This window comes from Streptomyces sp. NBC_01508 (assembly GCF_045040315.1).
In the GTDB taxonomy this organism is placed as follows: domain Bacteria; phylum Actinomycetota; class Actinomycetes; order Streptomycetales; family Streptomycetaceae; genus Streptomyces.
This window is the reverse complement of the sequence record NZ_CP109419.1, coordinates 4,159,382-4,184,076: the sequence shown is the minus strand read 5'-3', so window position 1 is coordinate 4,184,076 and position 24,695 is coordinate 4,159,382. Positions and strand designations below refer to the sequence as shown.

At 70.3% G+C, this 24,695-nt stretch carries 22 protein-coding genes and 1 tRNA gene; 10 read left to right on the top strand and 13 right to left on the bottom strand.

Going from position 1 to position 24,695, the window contains the following annotated elements:
• Positions 1–141 precede the first annotated feature (141 nt).
• Positions 142–852 (top strand): class E sortase, encoded by a 711-nt coding sequence (locus tag OG700_RS19260; RefSeq protein WP_405615199.1) that lies wholly within the window; start codon positions 142–144, stop codon positions 850–852.
• Between the two features lie 187 nt (positions 853–1,039).
• Here the strand turns inward: OG700_RS19260 and pknB are convergent, their stop codons facing one another.
• The 6 genes from pknB to OG700_RS19230 form a co-directional block, all read right to left on the bottom strand.
• Entirely contained in the window at positions 1,040–3,049 is a 2,010-nt protein-coding gene (gene pknB, locus OG700_RS19255) for a Stk1 family PASTA domain-containing Ser/Thr kinase (RefSeq protein ID WP_405615196.1), read from the bottom strand.
• 364 nt (positions 3,050–3,413) lie between these two features.
• Positions 3,414–4,874 carry a peptidoglycan D,D-transpeptidase FtsI family protein gene (locus OG700_RS19250; protein WP_405615194.1) on the bottom strand — a complete coding sequence of 487 codons (1,461 nt, stop codon included), beginning with the start codon at positions 4,872–4,874 and terminating at the stop codon, positions 3,414–3,416.
• Positions 4,871–6,286: an FtsW/RodA/SpoVE family cell cycle protein gene (locus OG700_RS19245; RefSeq protein WP_405615192.1), complete on the bottom strand. Its 1,416-nt coding sequence runs from the start codon at positions 6,284–6,286 to the stop codon at positions 4,871–4,873. Before OG700_RS19245 ends, OG700_RS19250 begins: the two co-directional genes overlap by 4 nt.
• Before the next feature lie 25 nt (positions 6,287–6,311).
• The gene (locus OG700_RS19240) at positions 6,312–7,844 is read right to left on the bottom strand and encodes a Stp1/IreP family PP2C-type Ser/Thr phosphatase (RefSeq protein WP_405615190.1); all 1,533 of its coding nucleotides are present in this window, start codon (positions 7,842–7,844) and stop codon (positions 6,312–6,314) included.
• Between the two features lie 141 nt (positions 7,845–7,985).
• Positions 7,986–8,501, bottom strand: coding sequence for an FHA domain-containing protein (locus OG700_RS19235; RefSeq protein WP_405615188.1), 516 nt, complete (start codon positions 8,499–8,501; stop codon positions 7,986–7,988).
• A gap of 10 nt (positions 8,502–8,511) precedes the next feature.
• Positions 8,512–9,387 carry an FhaA domain-containing protein gene (locus OG700_RS19230; protein WP_405615186.1) on the bottom strand — a complete coding sequence of 292 codons (876 nt, stop codon included), beginning with the start codon at positions 9,385–9,387 and terminating at the stop codon, positions 8,512–8,514.
• Positions 9,388–9,703: 316 nt separating this feature from the next.
• Here OG700_RS19230 and OG700_RS19225 point away from each other — a divergent pair.
• The 4 genes from OG700_RS19225 (at position 9,704) to OG700_RS19210 (ending at position 13,089) form a co-directional block, all read left to right on the top strand.
• Positions 9,704–9,790 (top strand) — tRNA-Leu (locus OG700_RS19225).
• 373 nt (positions 9,791–10,163) lie between these two features.
• Positions 10,164–11,627, top strand: a complete 1,464-nt coding sequence (locus OG700_RS19220; RefSeq protein ID WP_405615183.1) for a DUF2252 domain-containing protein — start codon at positions 10,164–10,166, stop codon at positions 11,625–11,627.
• A 102-nt stretch (positions 11,628–11,729) separates the two neighbouring features.
• Positions 11,730–12,671: a J domain-containing protein gene (locus OG700_RS19215; RefSeq protein ID WP_405615181.1), complete on the top strand. Its 942-nt coding sequence runs from the start codon at positions 11,730–11,732 to the stop codon at positions 12,669–12,671.
• A gap of 73 nt (positions 12,672–12,744) precedes the next feature.
• Positions 12,745–13,089, top strand: a complete 345-nt coding sequence (locus OG700_RS19210; RefSeq protein WP_405615179.1) for a rhodanese-like domain-containing protein — start codon at positions 12,745–12,747, stop codon at positions 13,087–13,089.
• A gap of 80 nt (positions 13,090–13,169) precedes the next feature.
• On the opposite strand, the gene OG700_RS19205 is transcribed toward OG700_RS19210, so the two are convergent.
• Genes OG700_RS19205 through paaA form a run of 5 tightly spaced genes read right to left on the bottom strand, consistent with a single transcriptional unit; the run spans position 13,170 to position 16,814 of the window.
• Positions 13,170–14,255 carry a 2Fe-2S iron-sulfur cluster-binding protein gene (locus OG700_RS19205; protein ID WP_405615177.1) on the bottom strand — a complete coding sequence of 362 codons (1,086 nt, stop codon included), beginning with the start codon at positions 14,253–14,255 and terminating at the stop codon, positions 13,170–13,172.
• Positions 14,256–14,762: a 1,2-phenylacetyl-CoA epoxidase subunit PaaD gene (paaD, locus tag OG700_RS19200; RefSeq protein WP_405615175.1), complete on the bottom strand. Its 507-nt coding sequence runs from the start codon at positions 14,760–14,762 to the stop codon at positions 14,256–14,258. It abuts the gene before it with no gap.
• A complete protein-coding gene (gene paaC, locus OG700_RS19195) occupies positions 14,756–15,520 on the bottom strand; it encodes a 1,2-phenylacetyl-CoA epoxidase subunit PaaC (protein ID WP_405615173.1) in 765 nt (254 codons plus the stop codon). The genes paaD and paaC overlap by 7 nt, the downstream gene beginning before the upstream one ends.
• A complete protein-coding gene (gene paaB, locus OG700_RS19190; protein WP_405615171.1) occupies positions 15,517–15,807 on the bottom strand; it encodes a 1,2-phenylacetyl-CoA epoxidase subunit PaaB in 291 nt (96 codons plus the stop codon). Before paaB ends, paaC begins: the two co-directional genes overlap by 4 nt.
• Positions 15,804–16,814: a 1,2-phenylacetyl-CoA epoxidase subunit PaaA gene (gene paaA, locus OG700_RS19185; RefSeq protein WP_405615169.1), complete on the bottom strand. Its 1,011-nt coding sequence runs from the start codon at positions 16,812–16,814 to the stop codon at positions 15,804–15,806. Before paaA ends, paaB begins: the two co-directional genes overlap by 4 nt.
• 114 nt (positions 16,815–16,928) lie before the next feature.
• Between paaA and OG700_RS19180 the strand changes: the two genes are divergently transcribed.
• The 3 genes from OG700_RS19180 to OG700_RS19170 are packed head-to-tail and all read left to right on the top strand — an operon-like array spanning position 16,929 to position 19,875.
• Complete coding sequence (locus OG700_RS19180) at positions 16,929–17,765, top strand: DUF5819 family protein (RefSeq protein WP_405615167.1); 837 nt, start codon at positions 16,929–16,931, stop codon at positions 17,763–17,765.
• Positions 17,762–19,060, top strand: coding sequence for an HTTM domain-containing protein (locus tag OG700_RS19175; protein ID WP_405615165.1), 1,299 nt, complete (start codon positions 17,762–17,764; stop codon positions 19,058–19,060). The genes OG700_RS19180 and OG700_RS19175 overlap by 4 nt, the downstream gene beginning before the upstream one ends.
• A gap of 38 nt (positions 19,061–19,098) precedes the next feature.
• Entirely contained in the window at positions 19,099–19,875 is a 777-nt protein-coding gene (locus OG700_RS19170) for a TrmH family RNA methyltransferase (protein WP_405615163.1), read from the top strand.
• 55 nt (positions 19,876–19,930) lie between these two features.
• Here the strand turns inward: OG700_RS19170 and paaN are convergent, their stop codons facing one another.
• Positions 19,931–21,640, bottom strand: a complete 1,710-nt coding sequence (gene paaN, locus OG700_RS19165) for a phenylacetic acid degradation protein PaaN (RefSeq protein WP_405615161.1) — start codon at positions 21,638–21,640, stop codon at positions 19,931–19,933.
• 253 nt (positions 21,641–21,893) lie between these two features.
• On the opposite strand from paaN, the gene OG700_RS19160 reads away from it, so the two are divergent.
• Positions 21,894–23,423 (top strand): 3-hydroxyacyl-CoA dehydrogenase, encoded by a 1,530-nt coding sequence (locus tag OG700_RS19160; RefSeq protein ID WP_405615159.1) that lies wholly within the window; start codon positions 21,894–21,896, stop codon positions 23,421–23,423.
• Positions 23,420–24,025 (top strand): TetR/AcrR family transcriptional regulator, encoded by a 606-nt coding sequence (locus tag OG700_RS19155; RefSeq protein WP_405615157.1) that lies wholly within the window; start codon positions 23,420–23,422, stop codon positions 24,023–24,025. Before OG700_RS19160 ends, OG700_RS19155 begins: the two co-directional genes overlap by 4 nt.
• A 39-nt stretch (positions 24,026–24,064) precedes the next feature.
• Here the strand turns inward: OG700_RS19155 and OG700_RS19150 are convergent, their stop codons facing one another.
• Complete coding sequence (locus tag OG700_RS19150) at positions 24,065–24,577, bottom strand: Lrp/AsnC family transcriptional regulator (RefSeq protein ID WP_405615155.1); 513 nt, start codon at positions 24,575–24,577, stop codon at positions 24,065–24,067.
• Positions 24,578–24,695 lie beyond the last annotated feature (118 nt).

Below are 24,695 nucleotides of genomic sequence, written 5' to 3'. Positions count from 1 at the left end.
GATACATCCGAGACAACTGGGGTGATCGAGACCGCGCCTGAGCCTTCGGAGCCCGCGCCTGAGCCCGAGCCCGCTCCGACGACGGAGGCGACCGCGACTCCGACCGCGACTCCGACCGCGACTCCGACCGCGACTCCGGCCGTGACACCGGCCGCGACTTCGGCCCCGGGCCGCCCGCGGCGCGGCCGTGTCGCCGTGGTCGTCAGCGTCTTCGGTGAACTGCTCATCACCGCGGGCCTGGTGCTCGGCCTCTTCGTCATCTATTCGTTGTGGTGGACGAATGTCCTGGCCGACCGCGAGGCGACGAAGCAGGGCAACGAGGTACGCGACGGGTGGGCCGACGGCCGGGGCGGCCCCGGCGCCCTCGACGTCAAGAACGGCATCGGCTTCCTGCACGTCCCCGCGATGAACAACGGCGAGATCCTGGTCAAGAAGGGCACGGACCCCAAGTCCCTCAACAACGGCGTCGCCGGCTACTACACCGACCCGGTCAAGTCGGCGCTGCCCGAGGACAAGAAGGGGAACTTCTCGCTCGCCGCGCACCGCGACGGGCACGGCGCGAAGTTCCACAACATCCACAAGCTCAAGACCGGTGACTCGATCGTCTTCGAGACGAAGGACACCTGGTACGTCTACAAGGTCTACAAGGACCTCCCGAAGACCTCGAAGTACAACGTGGACGTGCTCCAGCCGGTCCCCAAGGAGTCGGGGAAGAAGAAGGCCGGCCGCTATCTGACCCTCACGACGTGCACGCCCGTCTACACGTCCGACTACCGCTACATCGTGTGGGCCGAGCTGGAGCGCACGGAGAAGGTGGACGAGGACCGTACGAGGCCGCCGGAGCTGCGCTGAGCGGTCTCGTACGACTCCTCGTCCGACGTCCGACGTCTCGCGAGACGACCCGGAACACGACCCCGGAACACGACCCCGGAACACGACCCCGGAACACGACCCCGGAACACGACCCCGGAACACGGACAAGCCCCGGCATCCTCTTCAGGATGCCGGGGCTTGTCCATCTCCTCAGGAGGTGGACACCTCAGTCGTCGCCACCGAATCCGCCGGGACCGCCGATGAAGCCACCGTTGTCACCACCACCGTTGTCACCGCCGCCGCCCGCGGGAGCGACGAACAGCGTCACGGTGCTGCCCTTGTCGACCTCCTGGCCGGCCTGCGGATTGGTCCCGATCACCCGGGCGTTGGGGTCGTCCGGCGAGTTCGGCGCCAGTGCGACCGTCAGCCCCAGGCCCTCCAGCTGGGCCTTCGCCTCGGCGACCGTCTTGCCTCCGACGTCACCGGGGATCTGTACCTTCTCCGGCTGCGCCGGTCCCTTCGAGACCTGGAGCGTGACCTGACTGTTCTTGGGCGCCTTGGCGTTGCCCGTCGGGGTCTGGCCGACGACGGTGTTCGCCGGCTTCTCGGAGTCCACGTCGGTACGCGCGACCGTGAAGCCGAGCGTTTCGAGCTGGCTCTTCGCCTCCTCGAACGGCTTGTCCGTCACGGGCGGCACCGAGACCTGCGCCTGCTTGGCGACGGAGAGCGTGACCGTCGCGCCCTTCTCCGCCTCCGAGCCGCCGCTCGGATCCTGGTTGACGACCGTTCCTGGGGGCTGGTCGCTCTCGACCTGCTTGGTCTCGACCTTGAACTCCGCCTCCTGAAGGATCTTCGTGGCGTCCTCGACGTCCTTGTCGGCGACGTCGGGCACCTGGACCTTCGGCGCGCCCTCGGAGACGACGACCTGGATGGTGCCGCCCTCGTTCATCTTCCCGCCGAACGCGGGGTTCTGCGAGCAGATGGCGCCCTTGGGCTGGTCGCAGCGGTCCGTCCCGGACTGGGCGACCTCGACCGACGCGTTGCTCGCCAGCCCCTTCGCGCTCTCCATCGTCTCCCCCACGAGCTGGGGGACCTTGATCTGCTCGGAGCCGCCGTCGTCGCCGAAGACCGCCTTGCCGATCAGCACGGCGCCCGCGAGCACCAGGACGCCGGCCAGGATCAGCAGGATCGTCGAGGTGTTGGACTTCTTCTGCCGACGCCGGTCGGGACGGTCGTCGTAGTTGCCGTAGCCGCCGCCGTCGTCGGGGTTGACCGGCGGCATCATCGACGTCTGGCCGCCGGGGGCGGTGCGCAGCGCCGTGGTGGGCTGGTCGTCGGGGCCGCCGTAGCCGCCCGCGTAACCGACCGCGCCCATCGCCGCGGTGGCCGCGACGGGCTGGCCGTCGAGGCAGGCCTCGATGTCGGCGCGCATCTCGTCGGCGGACTGGTAGCGGTAGTCGGGGTCCTTGACGAGGGCCTTCAGCACGATCGCGTCCATCTCGGGCGTGATCTCGGGGTCGAAGTTGCTCGGTGCCTGCGGCTCCTCCCGCACGTGCTGGTACGCGACGGCGACCGGTGAGTCCCCGATGAAGGGCGGGCGCACGGTCAGCAGCTCGTAGAGCAGGCAGCCGGTCGAGTACAGGTCGGAGCGCGCGTCGACCTGTTCGCCCTTGGCCTGCTCGGGGGAGAGGTACTGCGCGGTGCCGATGACCGCGGAGGTCTGGGTCATCGTCATACCGGAGTCGCCCATCGCGCGGGCGATGCCGAAGTCCATGACCTTGACCTGGCCGGTGCGCGTCAGCATGACGTTGGCCGGTTTGATGTCGCGGTGGACGATCTGGGCGCGGTGCGAGTACTCCAGCGCCTGGAGGATGCCCACGGTCATCTCCAGCGTGCGCTCGGGCAGCAGTCTGCGCCCGGAGTGCAGCAGTTCACGCAGGGTGGACCCGTCGACGTACTCCATCACGATGTACGGGATGGACACCCCGTCGACGTAGTCCTCGCCCGTGTCGTAGACAGCGACGATCGCGGGGTGGTTGAGCGAGGCGGCCGACTGGGCCTCTCGGCGGAACCGGGCCTGGAAGGACGGATCGCGGGCGAGGTCGGCCCGCAGCGTCTTCACAGCGACGGTGCGACCGAGCCGGGTGTCGTGCGCGAGGTACACCTCGGCCATGCCACCACGGCCGAGCACCGAGCCCAGCTCGTACCGGCCGCCGAGGCGACGCGGCTCTTCCATACTGTTCCAGCCCTCTCCGTCTGTCCCGACCGCACCGGTGTGCGGTCCGGCGGTGTGCTGTTCGCGCATACGCTACCGGGCACGCCGCATCCGGTCCGACCGTCCCTGTTAGCTGATACAGGACTGGTACTTGAATGACCACATATCGGGCGTTATTGCTCGGGGTTCCGCTGGTGAGGCGGGTCACGGGTGGGGCATCGGTGGCTGAATTCAGCTTCTTCCGAAATTCTGCCGCTCTGTCGTACCGAGTTCGGTGTAGAGGGAATTTTTCCCCTGTTTATTGTTTTTCGATGGGTCGCAGCCCTGTCCGACAATGGCCCGGACAGCGTCGATAACTGTCCGGGCCGTCGCGGGAATTTCCTGACTACTTCTCGCTGTCGATCACGGCCTTCATGACGTCCTTGGCGATCGGGGCGGCGAGACCGCCGCCGGAGATGTCGTCGCGGGTGGCTTTGCTGTCCTCGACCACGACCGCGACGGCGACCGGGGAGCCGTTGTCGTCCTTGGCGTACGAGATGAACCAGGCGTACGGGTTCTTGCTGTTGTTCTCGCCGTGCTGCGCGGTGCCGGTCTTGCCGCCGACCTTGATGTCCGGGATCCGGGCGTTCGAGCCGGTGCCCTCGTCGACGACCGTCTCCATCATCTCCTGGAGCTTCTGCGCGTTCTCCTGGCTGAGGGGCTGGCCCATCTCCTCGGGCTCGGTCTTCTTGATCACGTCGAGGTTCGGGGCTTCGAGCTGGTCGATCATGTACGGCTTCATCAGCTTGCCGTCATTGGCGATGGCGGAGACGACCATGGCCATCTGGAGCGGGGTGGTACGGGTGTCGAACTGTCCGATGGAGGAGAGCGCGGTCTGCGAATCGTTCAATTCCTCGGGAAAGATCGAGGCGTTGGCGCGGACCGGAACGAACTGTTCCTCGTTGAAGCCGAATTTCTTCGCGGTCTCCAGCATCTTGTCCTTGCCGGTGTCATAACCGAGCTTGCCGAAGACGCTGTTGCAGGAGACCCGCAGGGCGTCCCTCATTGTCGCGTTCTTGCACGGGATGTTGCCGTCGTTCACCAGCGGGGTATTCGTGCCCGGCATGATCCACGGGAGCGGGGAGTCGGTCTTCGCGTCGACGTCGTCCACGACACCGTGCTCCAGCGCCGCCGCGGCCGTGACGACCTTGAAGGTGGAGCCGGGCGGATACGTCTCGCGCAGCGCGCGGTTCAGCATCGGCTTGTCGGCGTCCTTGTTGAGCGCGACCCACTTCTTCGAGTCGTTCTTGGTGTTGCCGGCGAAGCTGGAGGGGTCGTACGAGGGTGTGGAGGCCAGCGCGAGGATCTTGCCGGTGCCGGGCTCCAGGGCGACGACGGCGCCCTTCTTGTCGCCGAGACCCTTGAAGGCCGCCTTCTGGGCGTCGCCGCTGAGGGTCGTGACGACGTTCCCGCCCGTCCTCTTGTCGTCCGTGAACATCGCCATGGTGCGGTCGAAGAAGAGCTGGTCGTCGTTGCCGGTGAGGATGCCGTCCTCGATCTTCTCGATCTGGTTGGCGTCGAAGGCCTGCGAGGCGTATCCGGTGACCGGTGCCCACATGGGGCCGTCGAGGTAGGTCCGCTTGTACTTGAAGTCGGTGTCGTCGGTCTTGACCGAGCCGGTGATGGGCTTGCCGTCCACGACGATGTCGCCGCGTTCGCTCGCGTACCGCTCGATGTCCACGCGGCGGTTCTTCTCGTGGGTGTTGAGCGTGTCCGCCTCGACGTACTGGAGCCAGTTGGTGCGCACCAGCAGCGCGAGGACGAGCAGGCCGCAGAAGATCGCGATTCGGCGCAGGGGCTTGTTCACGGTCGGACCACCTGGGTCATCTCGGCGTCGGGTGACGGGGCGGGCGCCGGTGCGGGGCGGCGCGCGGTGTCGCTGATTCTGATGAGAATGCCGATCAGCGCCCAGTTGGCGATCACCGAGGAACCGCCCGCCGCGACGAACGGCATCGTCATACCGGTCAGCGGGATGAGGCCCATGACACCGCCGGCGACGACGAAGACCTGGATGGCGAAGGCGCCGGAGAGGCCGATCGCCAGGAGCTTGCCGAACGGGTCGCGGGCGGCGAGCGCCGTCCGCACGCCGCGCTCCACGATCAGGCCGTAGATCAGCAGGAAGGCCATCATGCCCGCCAGGCCGAACTCCTCGCCGACGGTGGACAGGATGAAGTCGGAGTTGGCCGCGAAGCCGATCAGGTCGGAGTTGCCCTGGCCGAGCCCGGTGCCGAGCGTGCCGCCGGCGCCGAAGGACATCAGCGCCTGGCCGATCTGGTCGCTCTGCTCCCAGGTCGACTGCGCGAAGGGGTTGAGCCAGAAGTCGACGCGCTGTTGGACGTGCGGCTCGAACGTGGCGACACCGACCGCGCCCGCGGCCGACATCACCAGGCCGAAGACGATCCAGCTGGTGCGCTCGGTGGCGACGTACAGCATGATCACGAAGAGGCCGAAGAAGAGCAGCGAGGTGCCGAGGTCGGTCTCGAAGACAAGGATCAGGATCGACATGATCCAGACCGCGACGATCGGGCCGAGGTCGCGACCGCGCGGCAGGTAGAGGCCCATCACACGGCGGCTGGCGAGCGCGAGGGCGTCGCGTTTCACCATCAGATAGCCAGAGAAGAAGATCGCGATGATGATTTTCGCGAACTCGCCCGGCTGGACGTTGAAGGGGCCGATGCTGATCCAGATCTTGGCGCCGTTCACCGCCGGGAAGAAGACCGGCAGGATCAGCAGGACCAGCGCCACCGCCATGGAGATGTACGTGTAGCGCTGGAGGATGCGGTGGTCCTTGAGCAGCAGCAGGACGGCGACGAAGAGCGCGATGCCGATCGCGGAGTACAGCAGCTGCTTGGGGGCGTCCGGTGAGAAGGCTCCGGCTCCCCACCGCGCCTCGGCGCGGGCGATCAGCCGGGGCGACTGGTCCAGCCTCCAGATGAGGACGAGACCGAGGCCGTTGAGCAGGGTGGCGAGCGGCAGCAGCAGCGGGTCGGCGTACGGGGCGAACTTGCGCACCACGAGATGGCCGACACCGGCCAGCAGGCCGATGCCCAGGCCGTACCCGATCATGCCGGTGGGCACCGTGCCCTCCATCGCCAGGCCGACGTTCAGATACGCGAAGACCGGGATGGCAACGGCGAAGGCGAGCATCGCGAGCTCGGTGTTGCGGCGGCTCGGCGCTTCGATCGCGCCGATGGTGGTCGTGTTGGTGACAACGCTCATGGTGGTGAAGGCCCCCTACGGCCGGCTACTGCTTACCGCAGTTCGAGGCCAGCTTCCGCTCCTCCTCCGAGAGGCTGGGGCCCGGAGTGGGAGTCGCCGTTTTCGGCGTTTCTGGCTTGGTGTTGGTGCTGTTGCCGGTCTGCGGCTTCGTCCCGGTCGTGCCGCCGGCCTCGCCCTCGCCGGCGATCGCGTCCGCCGCGCGCTCGGACTCACGGCGCTGTTCGTCCTTCTTGCAGGCGGCGGCCTGCTTGGAGAGCTTTTCGATCGTGGCGTGCGCGGATGGCTTGCTGCCCGGGGAAGTTGTGTCCTCGACCAGCTTGCGCTGGTACGGCGGCAGGTACTTGAGTTCGATCCTGGTGAAGTCCTCTTCGACCTTCGACAGCGAGACCCAGCCCAGATCCTGGCTGATGCCCCGGTAGAGCGCGACGTGCTCCTCGTTGGTCCCCACGTAGTACTGGGTCTGGGTCCAGCGGTAGCCGCCGTACAGCCCGCCGCCGACGACCGCCAGCGCGAGGACGACGTAGAGCGACCGCTTGAACCACTTGCGGCCGGCGGAGCGCGGCTTGGTGTAGTCGTTGTCGCTGTCGCTGTACGCCCCGAAGCCGGCGTCCGGCGGCATGCCGCCGTAACCGGCCCCGTCTCCGCTGCCCGGCGGGCCGAAACCCCCCGGAGGGGGCTGGTGCCGCTGCGGTACGGGACGGCCCAGGCCGGCGGCGCGGCCGGCGGGCGTCTGCATCGACGGGTCGCTCTCGGCGGCGTGCAACTGCTGGTTCTCGGCGACGGCGCCGACGACGACCGGGGTGTCGTTGAGCTGCCCGGCGAGGGTGTCGTTGGACTCGACGTCCAGGACGTCGGCGACGATGCAGGTGATGTTGTCGGGACCGCCGCCGCGCAGGGCGAGCTGGATGAGGTCCTGGATGGTCTCCTGCGGCCCCTGGTAGCTCGCCAGGGTCTCTTCCATGGTCTGGTGCGAGACGACGCCGGAGAGGCCGTCGGAACAGATCAAGTACCGGTCGCCCGCGCGGACTTCGCGGATCGAGAGATCGGGCTCGACATGGTCGCCGCTGCCCAGCGCGCGCATCAGCAGGGAGCGCTGCGGGTGGGTGGTGGCCTCTTCCTCGGTGATGCGCCCCTCGTCGACGAGGCGCTGCACCCAGGTGTGGTCCTGGGTGATCTGTGTGAGGACGCCGTCGCGCAGCAGGTAGGCGCGGGAGTCGCCGACGTGTACGAGGCCGAGGCGCTGGCCCGTCCACAGGAGGGCGGTGAGCGTCGTGCCCATGCCCTCCAGCTGGGGGTCCTCCTCGACCATCACGCGCAGCTGGTCGTTGGCGCGCTGGACCGCCGTGCCGAGCGAGGTGAGGATGTCCGATCCCGGCACGTCGTCGTCGAGCTGCACGAGCGTGGAGATCACCTCGGACGAGGCGACCTCACCGGCGGCCTGGCCGCCCATGCCGTCGGCGATGGCCAGGAGCCGCGGACCGGCGTAGCCGGAGTCCTCGTTCCCCTCCCGGATCATGCCTTTGTGCGACCCGGCGGCGAAGCGCAGAGAAAGACTCATGCGAGCCTCTCCTGTCGGTTCGCCGGCCGAGTGTGGCGCCAGCCGGTCTCGAGCCACACTGCCCACCCTCCGGTCGGGAGCCTGCCGTGGTCCCACATCGGGACCGCCGCGGCTCGCTCGCTCCGCTCGCTCATTGTCGTACTACTTCCGCAGCTCGATGACGGTCTTGCCGATGCGGATCGGCGCGCCCGGCGGAATCGGTGTCGGGGTGGTGAGCCGGGTCCGGTCGAGATACGTGCCGTTGGTGGACCCGAGATCCTCGACGATCCACTGGCCGTCACGGTCCGGATAGATCCTGGCATGCCTGCTGGACGCGTAGTCGTCGTCCAGCACGATCGTTGAGTCGTGCGCCCGGCCCAGGGTGATGGTCTGTCCCTGGAGGGCCACCGTGGTGCCGGTGAGGATCCCCTCCGAGACGACCAGCTTTGTGGGCGCCCCCCGGCGCTGGCGGCCCGCCTGCTGCCGTTGTGCGGGCGGCGCGGCGTTCTGTCGGGCGGCGCCCTGCGGCGGACGCGCGTCGGCGTTGCGGCGTGAACCGCGCTGCGTGACACGTGTGCCGAACAGATCGCTCCGAATGACCTGGACGGCCACAATCACGAACAGCCACAGAACGGCTAGGAAACCTAGCCGCATGACCGTCAGGGTCAGCTCTGACATTGCCCCCGCTTCACCCTTCGGCTTGCCGGTAAACGATGGTGGTCTGGCCCACGACGATCCGCGAGCCGTCGCGGAGCGTAGCGCGGGTGGTGTGCTGTCCGTCTACCACGATGCCGTTGGTGGACCCGAGATCCTGGATGGTCGAGGGCGTTCCGGTCCGAATCTCGCAGTGTCGTCGGGAGACGCCGGGATCGTCGATCCGCACGTCGGCGTCGGTGCTGCGGCCCAGCACCAGGGTGGGCCGCGAGATCTGGTGGCGGTTGCCGTTGATCTCGATCCAGCGGCGGACCTGGGCACCCGGCAGCGCGCCCGGGGGCGGTGTCGAGGGGGGTGGTGCGGCCGGTCCCGGTCGCCCGGCGCCCGGAGGGGGCCCGGCGGGCATGGGGGGCGGCGACGAGGGCGGGTAGCCGTAGCCACCGGTCGCCGCGGCCGGCGGGGCCGCGGGGGGCCTGCCGGGGGCGGCTCCCTGGCCGGAGGCGGGACCCGGGCCGTGCTCGGGACCCTGTGACGTACTCGACGCCAGGGTGCGGCTGCGCACCCGGTACAGACCGGTGTCGAGGTCGTCGGCCTTCTCCAGATGGACCTTGATCGGGCCCATGAAGGTGTAGCGCTGCTGCTTCGCGTAGTCGCGGACGAGTCCGGAGAGTTCGTCGCCGAGCTGGCCCGAGTACGGGCTGAGGCGCTCGAAGTCGGGCGCGCTCAACTCGACGATGAAGTCGTTGGGGACGACGGTCCGCTCGCGGTTCCAGATCGTTGCGTTGTTGTCGCACTCACGCTGAAGGGCGCCGGCGATCTCCACGGGCTGGACCTCGGACTTGAACACCTTCGCGAAGGTGCCGTTGACCAGACCTTCGAGTCGCTGCTCGAAGCGCTTCAGGACTCCCATGGGGCACCTCCTTCGTCGTTGCCGTCCTGGTACTGCTTACTGATCGTATCCACGCGTAGGGAAATCGGCTGGTTCCCCTTGTCTGCCCCGTTGATGAGTGTCACCTCTCACACGGATCGTAGAGGCGGCCTCAAGGACAGTGTCCCGCACGCGGGGTGCACTCCACAGGAGTGGGGGGAGGCCGCTCCAGGTTGCTTGTTCCCCGGCCGGGTTGCCGAGACAAACGGATGTGATTCCACCCTGTGCGGCGTGCTAATCTTTTCGATGTCGCCAGGCGATCACACCAGCAGGTGAGACACCGGACGGCACACCCAATGCGCGGGTGGCGGAATAGGCAGACGCGCTGGATTCAGGTTCCAGTGCCCGAAAGGGCGTGGGGGTTCAACTCCCCCCTCGCGCACCAGGAGATACCGACGATACGGGTCTCCGCCAGAGACGAAAGTCCTGGCGGGGGCCCGTTTCTCGTATGCCCGGATCCTGGGGCGCGATGCCGTGGCCCGTGGTGCGTGTCCGTGCGGCGTGGGGTCCGGTTTGTGGGGTGGCGGGTCTTGCGGTGACGCATGTCACCGGGCGGGTGGGGTGACGAACCGGCCCGCGGCCGAATCGCGTCCCGACCGCTCGGGGTGCGGGTCGGGCTGTCGGGCTTTCCGCGGTGGGGCTGTTGTGGCCGAGCCGGGCGGTCCGGAGGGTTATCCACAGGGGGAGGCGGCTGTCGGGGCGCGGCGGTACCGTCGTGGGCAGTTGATGTTGGGCGAGTGCGGGGGAGGCGGTGCGCCATGGGCGAGGTCGGTTCGGTGGTGACGGACGAGCGCATTCCGGCGGTGCCGGGCTTCGCGCGGCGTGCTGCGTCGGGCGGTGGGCAGGGGTCGCCGAAGGACGCGGGGAAGGCGTTGCGGGAGCGGGTTCCGAGGTCGTCGCACGATTCGCTGGTGCTCTCGGCCGCGAGGCCGGACGCGGTGCGGGCCGTCGAGGAGTCGAGCCGTGACCGGGTGCCGGAGCTGGCGCCGCTGCGGGTGGGCCGCATGGCCGCGACGCCCTTCGCGTTTCTGCGGGGCGCGGCCGGACTGATGGCGCACGACCTGGTGGGGACGCCGGTCACCGGCGCGGGCGCACAGATCTGCGGCGACGCGCACGCGGCGAACTTCGGGCTGTACGGGGACGCGCGAGGCCGCCTTGTCATCGATCTGAACGACTTCGACGAGACGGTGGTCGGCCCCTGGGAGTGGGACGTCAAGCGGCTCGCGACCTCGTTGGTGCTCGCCGCGCGTGAGGCAGGCGCCGACGAGGAGACGTGCCGCCGCGGCGCTCAGGACGCCGTGGGCGCGTACCGGCGCACGATGCGGCTGTTGTCGAAGCTGTCGGCCCTGGACGCGTGGAACGCGATCGCCGACGAGGAACTCGTCTCCCACACGGACGCGCGTGACCTGATGGGGACGCTGGAGGGGGTGTCGGAGAAGGCGCGCAAGAACACGAGCGCGCGGTTCGCCGCCAGGTCGACGGAGGTCGTGGACGGCGACGGGGGTGGCGACGGAAGCGGGGGCGCGGGTGCGGCGGCGCAGCGGCGCTTCGTCGACGCGCCGCCGGTGCTGCGGCGGGTGCCGGACGGGGAGGCCGCGGCGGTCGCGGCCTCGCTGGGTGAGTACCTGCGCACGCTGTCGGAGGACCGGCTGCCGCTGCTCGCGCGGTACGCGATCCACGACGTGGCGTTCCGCGTGGTCGGCACGGGCAGCGTCGGCACGCGGTCGTACGTGGTGCTGCTGCTGGACCACCGGGGCGAGCCGCTGGTGCTCCAGGTGAAGGAGGCGCGGGCGTCGGCGTTGCTGCCGTTCGTGGAGGCGGCGGGGTTCGAGGCGCCGGGTGTGGAGCACGAGGGGCGCCGGGTGGTGCTCGGGCAGAAGCGGATGCAGGTCGTCAGTGACAATCTGCTGGGCTGGACGACGGTGGCCGGCCGGCCGTATCAGGTACGGCAGTTCAGGAACCGCAAGGGCAGTGTCGATCCGGCCGCGCTCCCGGCGGACCAGATCGACGACTACGCGCGAATGACCGGCGCGCTGCTGGCCAGGGCGCACGCGCACAGTGTGGATCCGCGGCTCGTCGCCGGTTACTGCGGCAAGAGCGAGGAGCTGGACGAGGCGGTCGCGGACTTCGCCGTCGCGTACGCGGACCGGACCGAGGCGGATCACGCGGAGCTGGTGACGGCCGTCAAGAGCGGACGGATAGCCGCTGAGCTCGGGGTGTGAGGGCGGCGAGATCCGGGGCGGGGTGCGGGATCCGCGAGGCGTGTCGGGGCGTGGGACCAGGGATGTGAAGGAGGAGGCCGTGTTCGCCCGTACGCTGGACGGGTGACGCAGGACGCCCCCGGGGAGCCGACGATCCGTAACGACGACGAGCAGGACGTGCCAGACGTGCCGGATGCGACGACGGATGCCAAGGACGCGGACGCCACGAAGGGCGCCGGGGACGCGGCAGGCGCGGCGGACGGGGGCGGCGGCGCGGAGCCGGGGACCGAGCGGCCGGAGGCGCGGCTGGAGCGGGCCGTGCGCGCCGCCGAGCAGGCGCTGATCGAGTTCGAGATCGCGCTGGAGACGTTCCGGGTCGAGGTGGAGAACTTCTCGCGGCTGCACCACCAGCGGCTGGGCCCGATGTACGCGCGGCTGGACGAGCTGGACGCGATGATCGCCGAGGCCCGTGCCTCGCGGTCGGGCGATCCCGAGGATCTGCGCAAGGCGCGTGAGGCCCGGGCCATGGTGCAGCCGATGCCGGGGATCGAGGAACTGTTCCACGACTGGCTCGACTCCGACGGGCTGTCGGCGGAGGCCGCGGCGATGCTGACCGATCAGCCCGTGCAGCCGCCGAAGCGGGTGCGGCCGACCGACGAGGTGCGCAAGCTCTACCGCGATCTGGCCCGCAAGGCGCACCCGGATCTCGCGCAGGACGACACCGAGCGGGCCCGCCGTGACGAGTTCATCACCCGTGTGAACGCGGCCTACGGGCGTGGGGACGAGGCGCTGCTTCGGCAGCTTGCCGAGGAGTGGGCGGCGGGGCCCGCGCCGGAGGAGCCGCGCTTGAGCGAGAGCGAGGAGCTGTACGCCAGGCTGGAGTGGCTGGCCCAGCGCAAGGAGCTGCTGACGGTTCTGGCGAAGGATCTGGAGCAGAGCGCGATCGGCGCGATGCTTCAGATGGCGCCCGACGACCCCGACCGGCTGCTGGAGGAGATCGCCGAGCAGCTGCTCACCGAGGTTTCGGGACGCGAGTCCGAACTGGCCAGGTTGGTGCAGCGGTAGCGCGCCCCGTGCGCGAGGCTGTCACCTGTCGCACCATCCGCCCCACAGACACGTACGAGAGAAGGCACATCACATGAGTTTCGCCCAGCTGCCCGCGGTGGATGTCGCGGCGGTACCGTCCGACGGTCTGGTACTCGACGTCCGTGAGGACGACGAATGGGCGGCGGGCCATGTCGAGGGCGCGCTGCACATCCCGATGAGCGACTTCGTGGCGCGTTTCGGTGAGGTGACCGAGGCGGTGGCCGACGGGCGCAGGGCCTTCGTCATGTGCCGGGTCGGCGGCCGCTCCGCACAGGTCACTCAGTACCTGGTGCAGCAGGGGATCGACGCGGCGAACGTCGAGGGCGGGATGCAGGCGTGGGACGGCGCCGGGCGGCCGATGGTCACCGACAGCGGCAGCCAGGCGTTCGTCCTCTGACGAGCCGCCACCGGTAGACCCCCGGCGCTCGGCCCTCCGGTCCTTCCGGCCTTCCGCGGCACGGCTGGCCGGGGCCGGGGTCAGCGGTCGAAGTCCAACTCGACCTCGGCGGTGGCCGGATGGGACTGGCAGGCCAGGACATAGCCCGCTTCCGTCTCCTCCGGTTCCAGGGCGAAGTTGCGGTCCATCCGCACCTCGCCGGAGACGAGGAACGCCCGGCAGGTCCCGCAGACGCCGCCCTTGCACGCGTACGGCGCGTCCGCCCGGCTGCGCAGCACCGTCTCCAGCAGGGAGTCCCCGTCCCGGACGGGCCAGCTGCCGGACCGGCCGTCGAGCGTCGCGGTGAGGGTGCTTCCGGCGGGGGCACCCGAGGTGGCGGCGGTCATGGCGGGCGTCGCCGCGTTCGCCGCCGCGAGGGCCGCGTCCAGCGCGCCGTCGTCCACGTGGAAGATCTCCTGGTGGATCACCTGCCGCCGGACGCCGAGGCCGCGCAGCGCCCGCTCCGCGCCCTTGACCAGACCGAGCGGGCCGCACAGGAACCAGCCGTCGACACTGTCCACCGGGAGCAGCGCGGGCAGCAGCCCCGCCAGGCGCTCCTCGTCCAGCCGGCCCGAGGGGAGCCCGGCCTGCTGCTCCTCCCTGGACACCACCGTGACCAGCTGGAAGCGGTCCGGAAAGCGGTCCTTGAGGTCGGCGACCTCCTCCAGGAACATCGTCGAGGCCACCGTGCGGTCGCTGCGGATCAGACAGAACCGGGCATCCGGCTCCCGTGCGAGGAGTGTCGAGGCGATCGACAGCACCGGCGTGATGCCGCTGCCGCCGACGACGGCGGCGAAGTGCCCGGCGCGCGGCGCCAGCAGGAAGCGGCCGGTCGGCTCCATGACATCGACCGTGTCGCCCACGGCCAGTTCCTTCAGGGCGTACGTGGAGAACTCACCGCCCTCGACCAGCCGGATGCCCACCCGCAGCACGGGGCGCTCGCCGGCGGGCGCGCAGATCGAGTACGTACGGCGGATCTCCTCGCCGGCCACGACCCGGCGCAGCGCGATGTGCTGCCCCGGTGTGTGCCGGAACGTCTTGTCGAGCTCGGGCGGTACGGCGAAGGTGACGGTCACCGAGTCGTCCGTGAGCCGCTCGACCTCGCTGACGCGGAGCGGATGGAACATCTACAACTCCTTGAAGTGGTCGAACGGTTCGCGACAGGCCGAGCAGCGGCGCAGCGCCTTGCACGCGGTGGAGGAGAACCTGCTCAGCAGCTCGGTGTCCGTCGAGCCGCAGTGCGGGCAGCGGATGGCGAGGGTGAGCGGCACCGGTCCGTCCGTGCTGTGCGGGCGGGGCGGGGCGATGCCGAAGTCCGCGAGCTTGCGGCGCCCTTCGGCGCTGATGTCGTCCGTCGACCAGGCGGGGGAGAGCACCGTGGTGACGGAGACGTCCGGTATCCCGTGGTCGTGCAGGATCCGCTCGATGTCCGAGGACATCGCCTCGATCGCCGGGCAGCCGGTGTAGGTCGGGGTCAGCTCGACCTCGACCCGGCCGGGCCCGGAGACATGGACGGCGCGCAGCACGCCCAGCTCCTCCAGTGTCACCACCGGCAGTTCGGGGTCGGGCACCGAACCGGCGAGCGCGCGCAGTTCGCTCTCCAGCGCGGTCGGCGGGCCCGTGCCGGTCACCATGACGCCCCCGGGTGGCTGCGGTGCAGGTGCTGCATCTCGGCGAGCAGCCGGCCGAACGACTCGGTGTGCAGGCCCTGTCGGCCCGCACCCGCCGTCCATGCCCCGGCGCGCGGTCCGTCGGGCACGGTCAGCGTCGCGCGCTCCAGTACGGCGCTGATCGAGGAGAGCCAACTCTCCTCCAGCTCCTGCCTGTTGACGTCGTCCGGTCCGTCCGGTCCGTCCGGTCCGGAGCCGTCCCCGCCCACCGGCTCGAACATCTCGCCGGTGAACCGCCACAGCGCCGTACAGGCCCGCTGCATCCGCTCATGGCTCTCGGCGGTGCCGTCACCGAGCCGCACCGTCCACTGTTCGGCGTGGTCCTGGTGGTAGTCGACTTCCTTCACGGCCTTGGCGGCGAGCCCGGCGAAGGGGCCGGCCCCGCCCGCCAGCCGGCCGTACAGCAGCCGCTGGTAGGTGGAGAAGTAGAGCTGGCGCGCGATCGTGTGCGCGAAGTCGCCGTTCGGCTGCTCGACCAGCTGGAGATTGCGGAAGGCGCGCTCCTCGCGCAGATAGGCCAGCTCGTCCTCGTCCCCCACGAGGGAGTACAGGATCCGGGCCTGGCCCAGCAGGTCCAGCGCGATGTTGGCGAGGGCCACGTCCTCTTCGAGCTCGGGGGCGTGTCCCGCCCACTCCCCCAGCCGGTGCGACAGGATCAGCGCGTCGTCGGCGAGGGCGAGGGCCGCGGTGTCGGTCCCGGTCCTGGTCGGGGTGCCGGTCACAGGTGACGCACCCCCTCCGGGATCTCGTAGAACGTCGGGTGGCGGTAGGGCTTGTCGCCGGCCGGTTCGAAGAACGAGTCCTTCTCGTCCGGCGAGGAGGCGGTGACCGAGGTGGAGGGGACCACCCAGATCGACACGCCCTCGCTGCGGCGGGTGTAGAGATCGCGTGCGTTGCGCAGCGCCATCTCCGCGTCCGGGGCGTGCAGGCTTCCGGCGTGCGTGTGCGACAGTCCTCGGCGGGACCGCACGAACACCTCCCACAGAGGCCACTGGGTCGAGCCGCTCATGCCGTCGCCTCTTTCTCCACGTGCTTCCCTGGGACGTTCCCCGTGTGCTTCGCCGCGTACGCCGTCGCCGCCTCGCGCACCCAGGCGCCTTCCTCGTGCGCACGGCGCCGTTGGCCGATCCGCTCGTCGTTGCAGGGGCCGTTGCCCTTCAGGACCTCGCGGAACTCGGTCCAGTCGATCGCCCCGAAGTCGTGCTGTCCCCGCTCCTCGTTCCACTTCAGGTCCGGGTCGGGGAGCGTGAGGCCGAGCACCTCGGCCTGGGGGACGCAGATGTCCACGAACCGCTGCCGGAGTTCGTCGTTGGAGTGCCGCTTGATCTTCCAGATCATCGACTGCTCGGTGTGCCCCGATTCGGCGTCCGGCGGGCCGAACATCATCAGCGAGGGCCACCACCAGCGATTCACCGCGTCCTGCGCCATCTCGTGCTGCGCGGGGGTGCCGCGGCTGAGGGCGAGCAGGGATTCGTACCCCTGCCGCTGGTGGAAGGACTCCTCCTTGCAGATGCGGACCATCGCGCGGGCATACGGGCCGTACGAACAGCGGCAGAGCGGGACCTGGTTCGTGATCGCGGCGCCGTCCACCAGCCAGCCGATCGCGCCGACGTCCGCCCACGTCAGCGTCGGATAGTTGAAGATCGACGAATACCTCTGGCGGCCGGCGTGGAGCTTGTCGAGCAGCTCGTCACGGCTCGTGCCCAGGGTCTCCGCCGCGCTGTAGAGATACAGCCCGTGTCCCGCCTCGTCCTGCACCTTGGCCATCAGGATCGCCTTGCGCCGCAGCGAGGGCGCACGCGTGATCCAGTTGGCCTCCGGCTGCATGCCGATGATTTCCGAGTGCGCGTGCTGGGCCATCTGGCGGACGAGCGAGGCGCGGTAGGCCTCCGGCATCCAGTCGCGGGGCTCGATGCGCTCGTCGGCGGCCACGGCCGCGTCGAACGCCGCCTCGTACCCCTGTGCCGTCGTCTCCACCGTCGCCTCCACAGCCGTCCCCTCGGTCACTGCCGTCATCCGGGCCCCCTACCGACCGATCGTTCGGTTCATGGACTTCAATGGTCGGTCGGCGGCCCGTAGGGTGTCAACCCTGTGGATAACCGACTGTGGAAAGACGGGGATCGGGGCGGCATGGATTCGAACGACGCCAGGGGTGAGAACCCGGCACCACCACCGGGTCCACCCCGGGGGATAGCCGGGCTCTCCTTCCCGTACCAAGTGGTCGCCGCGCTCGCCCTCGCGGTCGTCGGACTGGTCGCCGTGGGTCATGTGGCCATGGTGTTCCTGCACGTCGCGCCGGACAACACGGTCTCCAAGGAGTACAGCGAGGAGGTGGGCGACTGGGTCTTTCCGGAGTTCGAGCAGAACTGGAAGCTGTTCGCGCCCAATCCCCTTCAGCAGAACATCGCCGTCGAGGTGCGCGCCGAGGTGGACCGGGCGGACGGATCGCGTGCCACGACCGGCTGGATCAATCTGACCGCCGAGGACGCCGCGGCGGTCCGCGGCAACCCCCTCCCCAGCCATGTGGACCAGAACGAGCTGCGCCGGGGCTGGGACTTCTACGTCGACTCCCACGACGAAAAGGCGCGCCCCAACGGCCTGCGCGGGCAGCTCTCCGAGAGCTACATACGCCGGATAGTGATGCTGCGCCTGGAGGCGCACGATCTGGGCGGTCCGGTCGAACGTATCCAGCTCAGGTCCGCCACCCGGGCCGTCGAGGCGCCCCCGTGGAGTGACGAGAAGATCAACACGAAGCCCGGTTACCGGGTCTTCCCCTGGTGGACCGTGACCTCCGAGGACCTGCCCGAAGGCGTACGGAACGAGGGCGTACGGAACGAGGGCGTACGGAACGACAGCGCACGGAGCGACAGCGCACGGAGCGACAGTGCGCCGAGCGGTGCCACGCAGGACAACGCCGCGCAGGACAACGCCGCGCAGGACAACGGCCTTACGGAGGACCGCGGATGAGCCGCCCCGTCCGCGAGCGGGCCGTCGTCCGCGAGGCCGCGCAAGCCCTCCAGCGCGTCACGTCCCAATCCTTCGGCCCCTACCAGAGCGCCGTCGTCCGCATCGGCTTCGCCGCCGCCTGGCTCCTCTTCCTGCTGCGTGAGCTGCCGAACCGCCGTGAGCTGTACGGCCCCGGCAGCCCGTGGAGCTGGGACATGGCCCAGCAACTGATCTCCGCCAACGGCGCGTTCACCACGCTGATGTGGTCCGAGAGCGGCGTCTGGTTCGAGGTCGTGTACGCCGCCGCCGTACTGTCCAGCGCCCTGCTGATGCTCGGCTGGCGCACCCGCACCATGTCCGTGCTCTTCATGGTGGGCGTGCTGTCCCTCCAGAACCGCAGCATCTTCATGGGCGACGGCGGCGACAACGTCATCCACCTGATGGCGATCTATCTGGTGCTCACCCGCTGCGGCCAGGTCTGGTCGCTGGACGCCCGCCGGGAGGCCCGCGCGGCGCGCGTCGTGGCGTCCGGCAAGGCCGCGCCCGTCGACCGGGCCGGGCCGCTGCTGTGGGTGGTGCTCGGCGTGGCCCTGCTGGGCACGCTGCTGGACAGGACCGGCGGCGAGTGGTGGGTGACGGCGCTGCTGTGGACGCTGTGGGTCTCGCAGGGGCTGTGGTGGGCGGTCAACCGCTACGCGCCGAGGAGCGAGGCGCGCACGCTGCTGGACGTCCTCGGCAACCTCACGCACAACGGCGCACTCGTCGTGATCATGGTCGAGGTCTGTCTGATCTACGCCACGGCCGGCTGGTACAAGATCCAGGGTTCGCGCTGGCAGGACGGCACCGCGCTGTACTACCCGCTGAATCTTGACTACTTCGCGCCCTGGCCCGGTCTCTCCGACATCCTGGCGTCCAGCGGCGTGATGGTGATGGTGCTGACGTACGGCACGGTCATGGTGCAGGTCGCCTTCCCGTTCACGCTCTTCAACCGGCGGGTCAAGAACGTCCTGCTGGTGGCCATGATGCTGGAGCACGCGGGTATCGCCCTGCTGCTCGGGCTGCCGTTCTTCTCGCTCGCCATGATCGCCGCCGATGCCGTCTTCCTGCCGACGGGCTTCCTCGTCCGTGTCGGCGACATGGCGACGAACGTGTGGCACCGGCTCGGCGAGCCGCCCCGCCGGCCGGCGCGCGGCGACACCGTGCCGGAGCAACGCCGGGGGGACGGCACCGGGCCCGCCCCGAACACCGACGACGTGCCGCCGACGCCGCCCCCGGCACCGCCCGGCACCGGCGCGGACCCCTCGCTCGTCCGGTGACGGCTCGCCCCGCCGGTCCGCCCGCCTACGCTGGGGCGATGAACGACGTCGATCCCGCGAGCGCCGTGCGGCTGTGGCACGAGAGTGCCCCCGGCGCCGTGGTGCTCGACGGCTTCCACGCGCTGAAGCACGCGCTGCGGTTCGGGGCGGACGTGCGGCTCGCCCTCACCAGCGACAAGGAGTCCGTGCTCGCTCTCGCGGCCGAACTCGCCGACGACCTGACCGGCACACTGCGGCGGTCCGTCGTCGAAGTGCCGGACAGTGCCCTGCGGCTGCTGGTGCCGAAGGTGCACCCGACGCGAGTGCTGGCCCTGGCGGTCAGGCGCGGGCGCCCGGACAACCTGGCCGAACTGGCGGCGGTGCCCAGGCGCTCGCCGGTCGTCGTGCTCGACAACCCGCGCAATCTCGGGAACGTCGGGGCCGTGGTGCGGCTCGCGGCCGGTTTCGGGGCGAGCGGGGTGGTGACGACCGGGGACCTCGACCCCTGGCATCCGAACGCCGTCCGCGCGGGCGCCGGGCTGCACTTCGCGACCGCCGTGGAGCGGCTGTCCCTCGACGCGTTCCCACCGGGCCCGCTGTACGCGCTGGACCCGGAGGGCGACGACATCCGGTCGATGGCCATCCCCGACGACGCGCTGCTCGCCTTCGGCTCCGAGCGGCACGGGCTGTCGGCCGAACTGCGCGAGCGGGCCGACACGTTGCTGGCGCTGCCGATGCGGCCCCAGGTCTCCAGCTACAACCTCGCCACCAGTGTGGGCATGGCCCTGTTCCACTGGGGCGGCCCGGACGAGGCGCCGTCCGGAGGACCGAACTGACCCGCGCCCGGCCGCCGTTGGACGGCCGGGCTCCGGTCGAGTGCGGCTCACGCTGTCACGCCTGGCGGCGGACCTCCACCGTACGGAAACGGTTGGCCACGAAGGCGGCGTCGCACAGCGCCGCGTTCGCCGCCGGGTTGCCGCCGGAGCCGTGGAAGTCGGAGAAGGCCGCCGTCTGGTTCACATAGACGCCGCCCGTCAGATTCAGCGACAGCTGGGCCAGCTCCTCCAGGCACACGTCCTCGACGGCGCGCTCCGTCCCCGCCGACGTCGTGTACGCGCCGACCGTCATCGCGCCCTTGTCGCGCACCGTGCGGCGCAGCAGCTCCAGCGCCTCCTTCGTCGAGTCCACGGCGACGGCGAACGAGACCGGGCCGAAGCACTCCGCGAGATACGGCGCCTCGGTGCCGTTCGCCCCCGCCGCCGGGTCCCACCGCTTGCGCGAGCCGTCGGACTTGACGATCGCCGGCGTACGGACCACCGCGTCCGGGAAGTCCGGGTTGGCGATCTCGCGCGAGGCGAGCGCCACGTCGCCCAGAGAGGCCGCGGCGTCCAGCCTCGCCTTCACGTCCGGATTGACCAGTGCGCCGAGCACGCCGTTGGCACGGGCGTCGTCGCCCAGCAGCCCGCTCACCGAGGCCGCCAGGTCGGCTACCACCTCGTCGTACGACTTCGGGCCCGCGTCCGTCGTGATGCCGTCGCGCGGGATGAGGAGATTCTGCGGGGTGGTGCACATCTGGCCGCTGTAGAGGGAGAGCGAGAAGGCCAGATTGGCGAGCATGCCCTGGTAGTCGTCCGTGGAGTCCACGAGGACCGTGTTGACGCCGGCCTTCTCCGTGTAGACCTGCGCCTGGCGGGCGTTGGTCTCCAGCCAGTCGCCGAAGGCGGTGGACCCGGTGTAGTCGATGATCCTGATCTCGGGCCGGACCGCCAGGGTCTTGGCGATGCCCTCGCCGGGCCGCTCGGCGGCCAGCGCGACCAGATTCGGGTCGAAGCCGGCCTCGGCGAGGACCTCGCGGGCCACTTTCACCGTGAGGGCGAGGGGCAGCACCGCGCGGGGGTGCGGTTTGACGAGGACCGGATTGCCGGTGGCCAGCGAGGCGAACAGGCCCGGATAGCCGTTCCACGTGGGGAAGGTGTTGGAGCCGATCAGCAGCGAGATTCCGCGCGGCGCGGCCGTGAAGGACTTCCGCAGCTCCAGGGGGTCGCGCTTGCCCTGGGGCTTGGACCAGTCGGCGTCGGCGGGGGTGCGGGTCTGCTCCCCGTACGCGTACGCCACCGCCTCCAGGCCGCGGTCCTGGGCGTGCGGGCCACCCGCCTGGAACGCCATCATGAATGCCTGCCCGCTGGTGTGCATCACGGCGTGGGCGAACTCGTGGGTGCGGGCGCTGATCCGGGCCAGGATCTCCAGGCTGACCAGGGCGCGCGTCTCGGGTCCCGCCGCGCGCCAGGCGCCCATGCCCGCGCGCATGGCGGGCAGCAGGACGTCCACGTCGGCGTGCGGATACTCCACGCCCAGCTCCGGGCCGTACGGCGAGGTCTCGCCGCCCGTCCAGCCGTCGGTGCCGGGCTGGTCCAGATCGATACGGGTGCCGCGCAGGGCCTTGAACTCGGCCAGGCCGTCGGCCGGCGCGCTCTCGCCGTACGCCTTCGGGTGCTCGGGGTGCGGCGACCAGTAGGCGCGGTCGCGAATCGCTTCCAGGGCCCGGTCGAGCGTGGGCCGGTGTTTCTCGTTGAGCTGCTGGGGGCTGAGCTGGGCGGCCATGACGGACCAACTCCTCGTCGAGCTGGGCGGGACTGGGGACAGGGGATGCGAGTAGGACGGCGGGACACGGGCAACGGACAGAGTTAGAGTAACCGAACGATCGGTCGGGACAAGGGGCCTGTGGAAAACCCACACCCTCCCGCCGCCCGGACGGTCCCGTTCCGGTCAGGTTCCGGCGGATCGCCACCCGAGACCGGCCTCGTAACCGGAGGTCCCGTACCGCGGCGGAAGTCCATACAGGAGGATCGGGTTCATGACTGCAATCGAGCGCTCCCGCGTCGTCGCGGTGGTCGGCACCGGCACGATGGGACAGGGAATCGCCCAGGTGGCTCTCGTCGCCGGCCATCCCGTGCGCCTCTACGACGCACTGCCCGGCCGCGCCCAGCGGGCGGCGGAGGCCGTCGGAGCCCGGCTGGACCGCCTGACGGAGAAGGGCCGGCTGGACGCGGCGGCCCGCGACAGCGCCAAGGCCCGGCTGTTTCCCGCCGCGGAGCCGGCCGAACTCGCCGACGCCGCGCTCGTCGTGGAAGCCGTCCTGGAACAACTGACCGTCAAACAGGAGCTGTTCGCGGCGCTGGAGGACATCGTCGCCGACGACTGCCTGCTCGCCACCAACACCTCCTCCCTCTCCGTCACGGCCGTCGCAGGCGCCCTGCGCCACCCGGGCCGCCTCGTCGGCCTGCACTTCTTCAACCCCGCCCCGCTCCTGCCGCTGGTCGAGGTGGTCAGCGGCCACGCGACCGAGGAGTCGACGGCCACGCGTGCGTGGGCGACGGCGGCGGCGTGGGGCAAGACGCCGGTGCGCTGCGCCGACACCCCGGGCTTCATCGTGAACCGCGTCGCCCGCCCCTACTACGCCGAGGCGCTGCGCCTGTACGAGGAGCGGGCCGCCGACCCCGCGACCATCGACGCCGTCCTGCGCGAGTGCGGCGGCTTCCGGATGGGCCCCTTCGAGCTGACCGATCTCATCGGCCAGGACGTCAACGAGGCGGTTACCCGCTCCGTCTGGGAGTCCTTCTTCCAGGACGTGAGGTTCACGCCCTCGCTCGCCCAGCGGCGCCTCGTGGAGTCGGGCGGGCTCGGCCGAAAGTCGGGCCGGGGCTGGTTCTCGTACGAGGACGGCGCCCCCGCCCCCGTACCGCACACCGCGCCGCCCGCCGATCCGCCGTCGCACGTGGCCGTCCAGGGCGAGCTGTTCGCGGCGGCGGTGCTGCCCGAGCTGATCGAAGAGGCCGGGATCGAGGTCATACGTAAGGACGACGCCGTCGCCGGATTCCCCGGCCGGCTCGAACTGCCCTGTGGCACCCGGCTCGTGCTCACGGACGGGGCGCCGGCGGACGGCCCCGACCGGCGGCTGATCCACTTCGACCTCGCGCTCGACTACCGCGGCGCGACCCGGATAGCCCTGGCGCCCTCCGCCACGGTGGCCGAGGGCTCCCTCCGTACGGCTGTCGGCCTCTTCCAGGCGCTCGGCAAGCAGGTCAGTGTGATCGCCGACGTCCCCGGCATGATCGTGGGCCGCACGGTCGCCATGCTGGTCGACTTCGCGCTCGACGCGCGGGCGCGGGGCGTCGCGACGGCCGACGACATCGACACCGCGATGCGGCTCGGGGTGAACTACCCGCGCGGGCCGCTCGACTGGGGCGCGCGGTTGGGGGCCGCGCGGACGCTCCATCTGCTGGAGCGGCTGCACGAGGAGTATCCGTCCGGCCGGTACGCCGCCTCACAGGCGCTGCGCCGCCTCGCCGCCGCCGACGCCGCGTCGGAAGGGGCGCTCTCATGACCACGGCCAAGCGGGACACGTACACGCCGGAGACGCTGCTGACCGTCGCTGTCGGCGTCTTCAACGAACGCGGCTACGACGGCACCTCCATGGAGCATCTGTCGAAGGCCGCCGGTATCTCCAAGTCCTCGATCTACCACCATGTGGCGGGCAAGGAGGAGCTGCTGCGGCGCGCGGTCAGCCGCGCCATCGACGGCCTCTTCGGGATCCTCGACGAGCCGGGCGCCGGGTGCGGCAGGGCCGTCGAGCGGGTCGAGTACGTGACGCGCCGCACCGTCGAGGTCCTGATGGCGGAGCTGCCCTACGTGACGTTGCTGCTGCGGGTGCGCGGCAACACCACGACCGAGCGCTGGGCCATGGAGCGGCGGCGGGAGTTCGACCAGCGGGTGGCCGACCTGCTGAAGGCGGCGGCGGCCGACGGGGATCTGCGCGCGGACATGGACATCAGGCTGGCGACGCGGCTGCTGTTCGGCATGATCAACTCGCTGGTGGAGTGGTACCGGCCGCAGGCGGCCGGCGCGGCCGGCGGCTACGACAGCGACCAGGTGGCCGAGGCGGTCGTACGGATGGCCTTCGACGGGCTCCGTACGGAAGCCTCGTAGCGGTCGGGCCAGGGCGGGTCAGGGCGGGACCGGGGCGGGTCAGGGCGCGGGTGGAGCCGCCCCGTCGAGGTCGGTCTCCTCGAAGACCAGCAGGGTGCGGGTGGACAGCACCTCGGGGATCGACTGGAGCCGGGTGAGGACCAGCTCCCGCAGTGTCCGGTTGTCTGGCGCGTGGACGAGCAGCAGCACGTCGAAATCGCCGCTGACCAGGGCGATGTGGGTGGCTCCCGGCAACTCCTGGAGCTGTTCGCGCACGGTGCGCCACGAGTTCTGCACGATCTTGAGCGTGATGTACGCGGAGGCGCCCTGGCCTGCCCGTTCATGGTTGATCCTGGCGCCGAACCCCCGGATGACGCGGTCCTCGATGAGCCGGTTGATCCGGGCGTAGGCGTTGGCGCGCGAGACATGGACGCGCTCGGCCACGGACCGTATCGAGGCGCGGCCGTCCGCCTGGAGGATGCGCAGGATGTCGCGGTCGATCGCGTCGAGCGGCCGGGGCGGCGGCTCCTGCCCGGTCCGCTCCCTGTCCTCGGCCATTTGTTCAGCCGTCATGTCCCCCACCTCTCCGCTCTTGGACGCCTTGTGCCCATCCCAGGCTGTGCAGAACCGTTTGTCCACAGGCTGAAGGCGCCAGTAGCCAAAATGGCGCGGCAACCGAACAATCGGTAGG